This is a genomic window from Pseudoalteromonas sp. UBA2102, from assembly GCF_002331165.1.
Taxonomy (GTDB): domain Bacteria; phylum Pseudomonadota; class Gammaproteobacteria; order Enterobacterales; family Alteromonadaceae; genus Pseudoalteromonas; species Pseudoalteromonas atlantica.
The window spans coordinates 63,542-74,718 of sequence record NZ_DCYU01000087.1; the positions used below are offsets into that span (position 1 = coordinate 63,542).

The 11,177-nt window shown below is 41.8% G+C and carries 13 protein-coding genes; 4 read left to right on the forward strand and 9 right to left on the reverse strand.

The window, feature by feature from the left end:
* The first annotated feature begins 110 nt into the window (after window positions 1–110).
* Window positions 111–1,076, forward strand: coding sequence for a PstS family phosphate ABC transporter substrate-binding protein (locus B2R65_RS12065; RefSeq protein ID WP_004586085.1), 966 nt, complete (start codon window positions 111–113; stop codon window positions 1,074–1,076).
* 92 nt (window positions 1,077–1,168) lie between these two features.
* Here B2R65_RS12065 and B2R65_RS12070 read toward each other — a convergent pair whose 3' ends face one another.
* From B2R65_RS12070 to sfsA, 8 genes are all read right to left on the reverse strand, one after another.
* On the reverse strand, window positions 1,169–1,405 hold the full coding sequence (locus tag B2R65_RS12070; protein ID WP_024033192.1) for a hypothetical protein: 237 nt from the start codon (window positions 1,403–1,405) through the stop codon (window positions 1,169–1,171).
* A gap of 30 nt (window positions 1,406–1,435) precedes the next feature.
* Entirely contained in the window at window positions 1,436–2,284 is an 849-nt protein-coding gene (panC, locus tag B2R65_RS12075; RefSeq protein ID WP_004586087.1) for a pantoate--beta-alanine ligase, read from the reverse strand.
* Window positions 2,284–3,078, reverse strand: a complete 795-nt coding sequence (gene panB, locus B2R65_RS12080; protein WP_024033191.1) for a 3-methyl-2-oxobutanoate hydroxymethyltransferase — start codon at window positions 3,076–3,078, stop codon at window positions 2,284–2,286. The genes panC and panB overlap by 1 nt, the downstream gene beginning before the upstream one ends.
* 30 nt (window positions 3,079–3,108) lie before the next feature.
* Window positions 3,109–3,594, reverse strand: a complete 486-nt coding sequence (gene folK, locus B2R65_RS12085) for a 2-amino-4-hydroxy-6-hydroxymethyldihydropteridine diphosphokinase (RefSeq protein WP_029773910.1) — start codon at window positions 3,592–3,594, stop codon at window positions 3,109–3,111.
* A gap of 4 nt (window positions 3,595–3,598) precedes the next feature.
* A complete protein-coding gene (pcnB, locus tag B2R65_RS12090) occupies window positions 3,599–4,930 on the reverse strand; it encodes a polynucleotide adenylyltransferase PcnB (RefSeq protein ID WP_004586090.1) in 1,332 nt (443 codons plus the stop codon).
* Between the two features lie 234 nt (window positions 4,931–5,164).
* Entirely contained in the window at window positions 5,165–6,109 is a 945-nt protein-coding gene (gene gluQRS, locus B2R65_RS12095) for a tRNA glutamyl-Q(34) synthetase GluQRS (RefSeq protein ID WP_286742986.1), read from the reverse strand.
* 16 nt (window positions 6,110–6,125) lie between these two features.
* The gene (gene dksA, locus B2R65_RS12100; RefSeq protein ID WP_004586092.1) at window positions 6,126–6,569 is read right to left on the reverse strand and encodes an RNA polymerase-binding protein DksA; all 444 of its coding nucleotides are present in this window, start codon (window positions 6,567–6,569) and stop codon (window positions 6,126–6,128) included.
* Between the two features lie 226 nt (window positions 6,570–6,795).
* Window positions 6,796–7,512: a DNA/RNA nuclease SfsA gene (gene sfsA, locus B2R65_RS12105; protein ID WP_096739155.1), complete on the reverse strand. Its 717-nt coding sequence runs from the start codon at window positions 7,510–7,512 to the stop codon at window positions 6,796–6,798.
* Window positions 7,513–7,632: 120 nt separating this feature from the next.
* On the opposite strand from sfsA, the gene pepB reads away from it, so the two are divergent.
* On the forward strand, window positions 7,633–8,928 hold the full coding sequence (pepB, locus tag B2R65_RS12110; RefSeq protein ID WP_286742991.1) for an aminopeptidase PepB: 1,296 nt from the start codon (window positions 7,633–7,635) through the stop codon (window positions 8,926–8,928).
* 182 nt (window positions 8,929–9,110) lie between these two features.
* On the forward strand, window positions 9,111–9,677 hold the full coding sequence (locus tag B2R65_RS12115) for a phosphoribosyltransferase (protein WP_004586095.1): 567 nt from the start codon (window positions 9,111–9,113) through the stop codon (window positions 9,675–9,677).
* A gap of 142 nt (window positions 9,678–9,819) precedes the next feature.
* Here B2R65_RS12115 and B2R65_RS12120 read toward each other — a convergent pair whose 3' ends face one another.
* Complete coding sequence (locus B2R65_RS12120) at window positions 9,820–10,476, reverse strand: Crp/Fnr family transcriptional regulator (RefSeq protein WP_004586096.1); 657 nt, start codon at window positions 10,474–10,476, stop codon at window positions 9,820–9,822.
* A gap of 489 nt (window positions 10,477–10,965) precedes the next feature.
* Here B2R65_RS12120 and B2R65_RS12125 point away from each other — a divergent pair.
* Window positions 10,966–11,177 (forward strand): uroporphyrinogen decarboxylase (locus tag B2R65_RS12125; protein ID WP_286742994.1); only part of this gene is annotated, 212 nt, incomplete at its 3' end.

Below are 11,177 nucleotides of genomic sequence, written 5' to 3' on the forward strand. Positions count from 1 at the left end.
ATAAAAAGCAAAGTCATAAAAGTGTCATTTAAGAGTAATGTAACTGTCATCTACTCACTTTACAGTAGACGGCAGTTAGGAAATGGGACGAACAAATCGGAGAACCCCGCATGAAATTTAAAAACTTAGTTGCCGCAATGGGTGTGGCTGTTACAACATTAGTATCTGCACAGGCTGTTGCTCTTGACGACGCAATTCCTGAATATCAAAAAATTAACGGCGTTTCAGGTAACTTTTCATCTGTAGGCTCTGATACTTTAGCTAACATGATGACTTTTTGGGCTGAAGAGTACAAACGTATTTACCCAAATGTAAATATTCAAATTCAAGCGGCAGGTTCGTCTACTGCTCCACCAGCGCTTACCGAAGGCACCTCTAACATGGGTCCTATGAGCCGTAAAATGAAATCAAAAGAAATCGAAGCGTTTGAAAAACGCTACGGTTACAAGCCTACAGAAGTGCGTGTAGCGATTGATGCATTAGCGGTATTTGTACACAAAGATAACCCAATTGAAGGCTTACGTATTGACCAAGTAGATGCTATTTTTTCATCTACTCGTAAATGTGGTGCGTCTGAGCAAGTTAACCGCTGGAGCGATGTTGGCCTAACGGGCGACTGGGCTGCAAAAGACATTCAATTATACGGACGTAACTCTGTATCAGGTACTTACGGTTACTTTAAAAAGAAAGCACTGTGTAAAGGTGACTTCCGTAACAACGTAAATGAGCAACCAGGTTCAGCCTCTGTTGTACAGTCAATCTCATCTTCATTAAATGCGATTGGTTACTCAGGCATTGGTTACAAAACGTCGGGTGTACGTACGGTTCCTTTATCTAAAAAAGGCACTAACTACGTAGATGCAACGCTTGATAATGTTGCTAAAGGTAAATACCCACTTTCTCGATTCTTATACGTTTACGTGAACAAGCACCCTAATAAGCCGCTTTCTCCAATTGAAGCTGAGTTCTTAAAAATGGTACTTTCTAAAGACGGTCAAAAAATCGTTGAAAAAGATGGTTACGTACCACTATCTGCTAAGTTAGTAGAAGCAGAGCTTAAAAAGTTAGGTTTATAATTTAAGCCCAACCAATAAAAAAACCGCTCAATGAGCGGTTTTTTTGTGTGTAAAATTTTAAAGCGTAAAACAGACTAAGTTACTAAAAGCGATTACAGATCAGTCAGCTTTTGCGCTTGTGCTTTACACTGATTATAGCTCTCTACACATTTGGCAGAGCACACTTGCTGTTTTAAACCTTTGTCAATCGATTGCTGATCGCAACTATTTTCGCACTGATAGTTTTGTTGTGCGCATTGGTTTAACTCAGGGTTTTTCACTTGATTTTGGCAAGCTGCTAACAATGAAAATGAAAGGGCGAGGGCACTCGTTTTAATAAATGTTTGCATGCTTATCCTTAACGTTGAACTGCGCTTTTGTTAAATCTCAACTTGTAAGTTGTCGATTAATCTAACATTGCCTAAAAAGGCGGCAGCTAAAATAACAAGTTGTGTATCATCAAGTGTAGCAGCTTTTAATGTATCTCGTTGAGCTATCTCAAAATAATCAGGCTTTAAGCCGGCTTGCTCTAAACTAAGCTGTGCGCTTTGCTCAAGTGCTTTGTAATCGGTATTGCCTGCTTTGAGCTGCTCAGCGCAACTGTTTAGTGTTTTAAATAATGCGGTAGCCGTGGCTTTTTGCTCTGCAGATAAATAGCCATTTCGCGAGCTCATAGCTAGGCCTGAAACTTCACGCATGGTCGGTACACCAACAATTTCAACCGGAATTGATAAATCGCGTACCATGGTTTTAATCACTTGCAGCTGCTGAAAGTCTTTTTCGCCAAAGCATGCATAATCTGGTTGTACTAAATTAAATAACTTAGTCACTACTGTGGCAACGCCTCTAAAGTGTCCTGGGCGCGTGCCGCCACAATACCCCATAGATACGCCTGGTACATCTACAAAGCTTTGCTCACCAAGCCCATTTGGGTAAATGGTGTCTACGCTTGGGGTAAACACAATATCGGTGTTTAAGTCGGCTAAGCCTTGTTTGTCTTCGTTTAATGTACGCGGGTAGCTATCTAAATCTTCGTTGGCACCAAATTGCATTGGGTTGACAAAAATACTCACAACCACTTTATCGGCCATTGTTTTTGCTTTTTCAACCAATGAAAAGTGGCCGCGGTGTAAGTTGCCCATGGTTGGCACTAAAGCCACGCTTAAACCTGCTTGGCGCCAAGCTTTAATTTGACTACGTAATGATTTAATTTCAGTAATTGACTGCATTATTTAAACTCATGTTCGGCGCTTGGAAACGCGCCACTTTTAACGTCTGAACAATATTTTTTAACTGCATCTGGCATGTTGCCAGTTTCCAGTAAAAAGTTTTTAGAGAATTTAGGAATGTATCCTGCCGAAATACCGACTAAGTCGTGCATTACCAGTATTTGGCCATCCGTTACATTACCAGCGCCAATACCTATGGTAGGAATGGTGACGGCATCGGTAATGCGTTTAGCGAGAACACTTGGGATACACTCAAGCACTAATAATTGGGCACCTGCGGCTTCTAGGGCTTTTGCATCATCAATCATTTTTTGCGCTTTGTCGTCTTCGCGGCCTTGAATTTTAAAGCCACCAAATACGTGTACTGATTGCGGCGTTAATCCTAAATGGCCGCAAACAGGAATACCTTGCTGCGTTAAACTTTTAATGCTGTCGTAAAGCCATTCACCGCCTTCAAGTTTTACCATATTAGCGCCTGCACGCATTAACTCTGCTGCGTTTTTACAGGTGTCGCTAACGTTTGAATAGCTCATAAAAGGCATATCGGCTATTACAAAAAGCTCACGGCTGCCACCGCGTACACAGCGGGTATGATAGGCTATATCTTGATTGGTTACGCCTAGGGTATCGTCGCCACCTTGCAGCACCATGCCCAAAGAATCGCCAACTAAAATAACGTCCACACCGTTATCATGAAATAACTTCGCAAAACTGGCATCGTAAGCGGTTAATGCGGTGATTTTGTTATTTTCTGCTTTCATTTTATTTAAAGTAGAAACGGTTATTTTAGACATAATATCCTCGCAGGCATAAGCCTTGGTTAATTACAGAGGTAATTGTTGTAAGTCGTTGAGCGGTAAGTCTTGCGCAATGGTTTTTAATGCAATGCCGCTTGGTAAAATCAGTTCTGGGGCAAGCTCAAGTAAAGGGTAAACTACAAACTCACGTTCGCACAGGCCATAATGTGGCACAGTTAAGCGCTGGGTATTAATCACTTGCTGACCAAACAGTAAGGTATCTATATCGAGCGTACGCGGCCCCCAACGTTCGGCTTTTCTTACCCGCCCATGTTCAAGCTCTATGGCTTGAGTTAAATCAAGTAATTGCTCAGGTTCAAGCGCGGTTTTAATACACGCTACGGCATTTACATAGTCGGGTTGATCTTGTGGGCCCATTGGTTTGCTTGCATAGTAATGCGATACACTTATAAATTCACAATGAGGCAGCTTTTTAAGCGCACAAACGGCGTTATCAAGCTGCTCTTTGGGTGAGTTTAGGTTGGCACCTAAACCCAAATATACACACTGCATGCAATTACTCAGCTGGCTTTTTAGTGGTGCGGCGGCGCGGACGTTTACGTGGTTTTGGTCCACCTTGGTGGCCTAGGTTTTTTACCATTTCTTTTTGGCCATTAATATCTAGGCTCAAGTATTGTGTCCACCACTGGGCAAGCTCACTATGTTGGTGCTCACCGGCATCCACTCGTAATAATAAAAAGTCATAAGCGGCTTTAAATCGTGGCTGCTGGGTAAGTCTGTAAGCGCGTTGGCCGGCACGTTTATCTAAGCGTTGCTGTATATGCCAAATGTCGCGTGCGCCTAAGGTAAAGCGTTTAGGTACTGCTATATGTTGGGCATTTTCGCTCAGTACTTTATTCATGGCTTGAGCAAAGGCATCAAAGTAAGACAGCTGTTCTTGTTGTTTAATTTTAGTTGTGCGCTCAAGCAGCGGAAACCACATTAAAGCAGCAAATATAAACGCAGGCGTTACTTTTTTATCTGCATTAATGCGTTTATCGGTGTTTTGAAACATTTGCTGAATAAACGCAGCTTCTAAGCCGTCAGGGTTTTTATCTAAAATTTTATCAAGCACCGGAAATAACGACTTAAATAAGCCGTATTGGCGTAGCATTAAATAGTTAGCTTCGGCTTTACCGTTTAAAAACAGCTTTAGAACTTCTTCAAATAAACGCGCTGGCGGTATGTTATCAAGTAGGCTGGCAAGCGCAGTAATTGGCTTTTCGCTTTTTGGCGCTATGCTCATATCAAGCTTAGTTGCAAAGCGTACCGCACGTAGCATACGTACAGGGTCTTCGCGGTAGCGTGTTTCTGGGTCGCCAATTAACTCAATTTGTTTTGCTTGTATGGCCGCTAAGCCATTGGCGTAATCGTATATACAAAAATCGTTAATAGAGTAATACAGCGCGTTGATAGAAAAATCACGGCGCTCGGCGTCTTCTTCAATGCTACCAAACACGTTATCGCGCAGTAACTGCCCGTGCTCGCTTGATTGGCTAATTTGGTTTTTGTCTTCTTGCGCTTCGTGGTGCCCGCGCATGGTGGCTACTTCTATAATTTCGCGACCAAAAACAATATGTGCTAATCGAAAACGACGACCAATTAGGCGGCAATTTCTAAATAGTTTTTTAACTTGCTCTGGGGTGGCATTGGTAACAACGTCAAAGTCTTTTGGTTGTTGACCTAACAATATATCGCGAATACAACCACCTACAAGGTAAGCGTCGTAACCACCGTCTTTTAAACGGTAAAGTACTTTGATTGCATTTGGGCTAAATTGTTTACGTGAAATACCATGTTCGCCGCGTGTTACAACAACCGGTTCATCACTTGTTTGAGTGCTTTGCACATCGGCATTTGGGCCGATTATTTGCCTGCAAAATTGAAAAAGCTTGGAAATAATAATCTGTCTCCTACAGAAATGATGATTGGCTGGTCATCGCAATCAAAAAGCACATAAATTAGGTATTATAGTGCGGTGCTTTGTATTTATTGTAAATAGCCTCTATTTAGGCGGCTATCATATACCAGCGCGGTATAAAAATTAAGTTGATGGACTTAAATTAAGCCGTTTTTAAGTTTTTTATTTGCTTAAATGCGTAAATTTAGTGCTGTTTGGATGCTGACCTTGCGAAATTTGAATTTCGGGTATGTTTGGCACCGCTGTTAAGCTAAATTCGTTAATAGCCCACGTAATTAATTGCTCTACAGACAAATCATTCAATTGGCTATGTACAGGTAAGTTTAAAAATTCAAACGCATCAATAAGCGCAGGTTTTGGATTGTCTGTGCTAATAGCGGGCGCATAATTTTGTTTAGAGAGTTTAAAACCAGGCTCGGCCACCGCAAGGGGTAAATGTGCGTATTGGGGAATGGGCGCATTAAGCTGTTTAAATAAACTTATTTGCCGTGCTGTAGGCTCGATTAAATCGGCGCCACGTACCACACGATTAATACCTTGCTCAATGTCATCAATAACCACCACTAGCTGGTAGGCAAATAATCCGTCACTGCGCTTTATTATGTAATCTTCATGGGCTAATGCACTATTTACAGTAATATCGCCTTGAATCAAATCGTTAAAATGGCATGTAGGGTGCTGTTGGCTAAGACGAAGTGCGCCTTGCTCTGTTGATAAGTTAAGCGTTTTGCAGTGACCTTGGTAAATGCCACCCATGGCTTTTATTTGTTTGCGAGAACAGCGACAACCATATACACATTGTTGGTGGATCAGCTTATTTGTTACCTCTTGATAAAGAGGTAGGCGCTGAGTTTGATAAACAACGGATTCGTCCCAGTAAAGGCCGTAGGCTTGTAAGGTATTTAGAATATGGGTGTCGGCATTTTTAACCACGCGGGTGGTGTCTATGTCTTCAATGCGCACTAACCATTTACCCTGATTTACTTTAGCATCAAGGTAGCTGCCCACAGCCGCCACAAGTGAGCCAAAGTGAAGTGGCCCAGAAGGAGACGGTGCAAATCGACCGCGATAGTCACGCTTTGACGTGGTAACGGCTGTAGGAGACATAGTTAACTAATTTTAATTAACCGCGCCCAGCTTGTTTTTCTTTAATTTCTGCAAGGGTTTTACAGTCTACGCATAAATCTGCAGTTGGACGCGCCTCTAAACGACGAATACCAATTTCGATTCCGCATGACTCACAAAAGCCAAAATCATCTTCTTTAATTAAGATAATTGTTTTTTCAATTTTTTTGATCAGTTTACGTTCGCGGTCGCGAGTACGAAGTTCTAAAGAGAACTCTTCTTCTTGCGCAGCGCGGTCAACTGGATCAGGAAAGTTGGCAGCTTCGTCTTGCATATGCGATTTTGTGCGGTCAACTTCATTACGTAAGTCGTTACGCCACGCTTCTAAAATCGCTTTAAAATGAGCACGTTGTGCTTCATTCATATACTCTTCGCCCGGCTTTTCTTGGTATGGTTCTAAACCGGCTTGAGCCAATAAACCATGTCTTTGTTGGTCTGGCATAACTCTCTCCTAAATCCTTAATTTAATGCCTCAGCATTAGCCGGCGGTATAAATAGCAGAATCTTATACCCTAGGCAAATTTATTTTTTAATTAATCGAATTAGCTTCAACCAGTGTGTTGACTAAAAAGGCTCATATTTTAATTTTGATGCTTTATTAATCGTTATTTAGGTATTTAAACTTGCCTAGTTATATGGGCATAAAGTTTAAAAGCAAGTTAAATTTTTTATTTAAAGGCCACTTTCTCACTAAGCGTTACTTCACTTGGCGAAATCGATGCTTTATAAGCGTATACCTCCACGCCTTTTTTAATCGCGTGGTTTAATAAGTCGCTGTATTTTTTATCTATGTGGCTTGCTGCACTCACCGTATTAATACCTTGGTGCAAAACAGCGAACAGTAATACTGCGCGGTGGCCTTGTTCGATCATCTCTATTAATTCGCGAATGTGTTTTTGCCCACGCACGGTTTGCGCATCCGGAAAGTAGCCTTGCCCACTTTGTGGTGCGGTTTCGCTTAACAAGGTGACTGATTTTACCTCTACATAGCAAGCGGGTTTATTGTCACTGGTGAGTAAAAAGTCGATACGGCTGTTTTCGCTGCCGTATTTTACTTCACTTTGAAGCTGCTCATAGCCGTTAAGCTCTGTAATAACCTGGTTGTTGATAGCCTCTTCGACCACTTTATTTGCCACGGCGGTATTAACACATATTAATTGCGAGAGGGAGTTTTGAGTGAGCTCTAACGACTGAGGGTATTTTCGTTTACTGTTATCGCTGGTTGAATAAAAAGCGCTAAAACCTGGCTCTGCGCAACCTGTCATTTTACCGGTGTTGGCGCAGTGGGCGGTAAATTCAGTTCCATCGTTAAGTTGGAGGTCGGCTAAAAAGCGTTTATAGCGTTTTAATAACGTGGCGGGCTGTAAAGCTGGGGTGTATTTCATTTAAATTCCAATGCTAAACGCTGCAGATGCGTTGGTTTATGTTATTTATCTCAAGCTGTTGGGAACTTGTACTCACTATAGTAAACTCGGTGGCACATTTAAGTGTAAGGGTATTCTAACATGAGTGAAAAATTTGCTGTTCAACTAAGCGAGCAAGCAGCACCAAGCCATTGGGGCGAAAACGCGGCGTTGTCTTTTAACGAGCAAGGCGCAACGGTTCATTTATCTGAGCAAGAAACATTAAAAAATGTTCAAAAAGCGGCGCGAACAATTGCAAGCCAAGGTGTTAAACAGGTTGAGCTTGCGGGCGATACATGGTGCACAGAAAGCCAATGGGCTTTTTACCAAGGGTTTGTAACACCTAAATCATTACATGGTGTTGAATTTGTTGATAACGCACAATCAGATCTAAACGAGCTGGCGCATTTAAAAGCCTCAGCTACGTGGGCACGAGAAATGGTAAACGGTACAGCCGATGACATTTACCCTGAAAGCCTTGCTGAAAAAGCCGCCGAATTTATTCAATCGTTAGCGCCTGAACACGTAAGCTATCAAATTATTAAAGGCGATGCGTTATTAGAGCAACAGTGGATTGGTATTCATGCTGTGGGCCGTGGCTCTGAGCGTCCACCTGTTTTACTTGAGCTTGATTACAACCCTACAGGCGATGAAAACGCACCGGTAAGTGCAGCACTTGTAGGTAAAGGTATTACGTTTGACTCTGGCGGTTACTCAATTAAATCTAGCGAAGGTATGCTAGGAATGAAGTGCGACATGGGTGGCGCGGCAACGGTAACAGCGGGTTTAGCACTGGCTATTAATCGCGGTATTGAAAAACGCATTAAGCTGTTTTTATGCTGTGCAGAGAACTTAATTTCGGGCCACGCTTACAAACTAGGTGATATTTTAACCTACAAAAATGGCACAACCGTTGAAATTGTAAACACCGATGCTGAAGGGCGTTTAGTGCTTGCCGATGGCCTAATGGCTGCAGGCGAAACAGGCGCAGAGCTAATTATAGATGCGGCAACACTAACCGGTGCTGCACTCGTTGCTGTAGGGCAAGAGTACAACGCATTATTTGCCCTTGATAAAGAGCTGGTACGCGAAGTAGAAGACTTTGCATCGCAAGAAATGGAAGCTGCATGGCCTCTTCCGCTTGAAAAATGGCACCAGCAAAACTGCCCATCTCCATATGCTGATACGGCAAATAGCCGCGCTCAAAAAGGTGGCGGTTACGGCGGCGCATCAAATGCAGCAGGCTTTTTATCTCGCTTTGTACCAAACGATGGTAAAGGTTGGGTACACATTGATTTAGCTGCAGCATTTAATATGGGTAACACCAGCCAATGGGCTGCAGGTGCAACTACGCAAGGTATGCGCACAGTGGCACGTACATTGTTAGAAAAAGCTTAATAGTACGTAACTAGGCGTTTAATACATAAAATAGGCACCAATTGGTGCCTATTTTGCTATTTGCAGGCAAGCAATTTATTTTTATTTACGGTAAAATCCTTCGCCAATACCTGTTTGGGTGTTTAATTATTGGCTAAAGTGCCTACACTCAAATGTTATACTCACCACTGGGGTTCTAAACTATGTCAGATAAGTGCTACATCACAGCTCAACAGCTACTTGAAGATTCATTCCGCGTAGCGGCACAAGTTTATAAAGATGGCTTTCGTCCAGACTTTATAATTGGTATTTGGCGAGGTGGTGCACCTATTGGTATTGCTGTGCAAGAATACTACGATTACAAAGGCATTGAGACTGATCACATTGCGGTGCGTACGTCGTCTTATTACGGTATTGGCAAGCAATCTAAAGAAATAAAAGTACACGGCCTACACTACATTGTAGAAAACGCTAATGCAGGTGACTCACTGCTTATTGTTGATGATGTGTTTGATTCTGGCCGCAGTATATTTGCACTAAAAGAAAAGCTTTCTGAGCTTATGCGCTTAAACTTACCACGCGATATTCGTGTGGCATGTCCGTACTATAAGCCTAAAAACTCAAAAGTAGAGATGGTGCCAGATTACTTTATTCATGAGTCAGAAGAGTGGTTAGTGTTCCCGCATGAGTTATCGGGTTTAACGCCAGATGAAATAATTGAAGGTAAATCTGATTTAGTAAATATCCAAGATATTTTATTAGATAAGTAATTGCCAAAGCGTTAAGTAGGAGTTTATTTGCGCGGGGGCGTGTTTGTGTACTCGTTTTAAATAAATTACTGCTATAGCGCAGTGCTAATAAATACCATAAAAACTAAAAAAGGCCATTACGGCCTTTTTTTGTGTCTGTTTTTTACAGCTGCGCAAAACTGTCTACGTAATCACTTAAACTTTGCGTATCGACCGCTTTTAGCCCATGGGAGCTGCGCTGCACTAAGCCTTTTTCAACAAGCTCGGTAACTACGCGGCGATAAGCTCGCTCAGTGGTTGCAAAGCGCTCTGCTTCGGCGTTAACGGTTGGGTATGCGCGCAGTAGCGTTGGATTATTGTTCTCGGCGCGTAGTAAGCAGTCTTTAGCTATGTTGTAGCTTAAAGGCAGCAGTAACTTATCTAAATTAATTTTTTGGTTTTCTTGAAACTTAGCCGCAATGGTTTGCGCGGTATATAAGCTCAGCTCTGGCTTTTCGAGTAGTAATGCTCGCCAGTGGCGAAGCTCTATTAAATTATAGGTTACATCGCTAAAACAGGTGACCGTATAAATACATGGGTTATTGTTTAGTGCTTCTATTTCACCAATTAGGGTGTTGTTGCAATCTAATTGGCCTAATAATAGGCGGCGTCCGTTACCTACATCATAACTAAATGAAATAGTACCGCTGCGCACCAGCACAAGTTTACTAAGTGGTTGATCTTGGTGGATCAGCACTTCTTTTTTTGATTGTTGATAGCTACTCCCTGCAAAAGTGAGTAATTGTTCAACAAGGTAACTAGAAAAATGGTATTGAAACATCAATATGCTCTTCGGACAATTGTCCTATTTATTACACCTTAATGACGATATTATTAAGGCTCTAAGAATTTACGCTAACTTGCTACTGTATTTAGCCTTGCTAAGTACGTAATACCTTCATTTCCCGTGTAATGATTTAGGAAGCTATTGGCTACAACCAATATACTTTTTAAGGTTTTTTAAGCAAGTTAGTTTTTTTATTTTATACCAATCAGCCTAATAATTAAGTGATCAATTTTAAGGCTAGGAAAACGTGTTGATAGCTAGGCAAAAAATAGCTATTTAGTCGTTCTCGGCAATTGCTCCTGTATGGCTCTACCTTCTGCATCCATGCAGTCGTAAATGAGCATTTTTTAACGCAGGTAGCGACACGTTTAGCCCCACAAAATGATTGAGTATTATTGCGAATTGGTATTAAACGTTGTAACACTGACAAGTGCCACACGTTAGCATTAGCGTAATGCTAACCTAAAGGGTAGGAGAGAACAATTGAGTTGGGAATATTTAGGTTATATTGCATCAGCTTTCTTGGTTGCATCGTTAACAATGACCGATGTAGTAAAACTGCGTTGGTATAATATGTTTGGTTGTATTGTATTTACTATTTACGGTGTGGCTATTGGTGCAGTGCCTGTTGCGTTTACTAATGGCTTATTAGCGCTGGTAAATATGTACCATATTATAAAGCTCTACCGACAGCC

What these genes read in the sequence shown, in the direction of transcription:
- B2R65_RS12070 (WP_024033192.1), bottom strand. Translation starts at nt 1,405, where the DNA reads ATGCAAACATTTATTAAAACGAGTGCCCTCGCCCTTTCATTTTCATTG.
- folK (WP_029773910.1), bottom strand. Translation starts at nt 3,594, where the DNA reads ATGCAGTGTGTATATTTGGGTTTAGGTGCCAACCTAAACTCACCCAAA.
- panC (WP_004586087.1), bottom strand. Translation starts at nt 2,284, where the DNA reads ATGCAGTCAATTACTGAAATTAAATCATTACGTAGTCAAATTAAAGCT.
- panB (WP_024033191.1), bottom strand. Translation starts at nt 3,078, where the DNA reads ATGTCTAAAATAACCGTTTCTACTTTAAATAAAATGAAAGCAGAAAAT.
- dksA (WP_004586092.1), bottom strand. Translation starts at nt 6,569, where the DNA reads ATGCCAGACCAACAAAGACATGGTTTATTGGCTCAAGCCGGTTTAGAA.
- gluQRS (WP_286742986.1), bottom strand. Translation starts at nt 6,109, where the DNA reads ATGTCTCCTACAGCCGTTACCACGTCAAAGCGTGACTATCGCGGTCGA.
- B2R65_RS12065 (WP_004586085.1), top strand. Translation starts at nt 111, where the DNA reads ATGAAATTTAAAAACTTAGTTGCCGCAATGGGTGTGGCTGTTACAACA.
- B2R65_RS12120 (WP_004586096.1), bottom strand. Translation starts at nt 10,476, where the DNA reads ATGTTTCAATACCATTTTTCTAGTTACCTTGTTGAACAATTACTCACT.
- sfsA (WP_096739155.1), bottom strand. Translation starts at nt 7,512, where the DNA reads ATGAAATACACCCCAGCTTTACAGCCCGCCACGTTATTAAAACGCTAT.
- B2R65_RS12115 (WP_004586095.1), top strand. Translation starts at nt 9,111, where the DNA reads ATGTCAGATAAGTGCTACATCACAGCTCAACAGCTACTTGAAGATTCA.
- pepB (WP_286742991.1), top strand. Translation starts at nt 7,633, where the DNA reads ATGAGTGAAAAATTTGCTGTTCAACTAAGCGAGCAAGCAGCACCAAGC.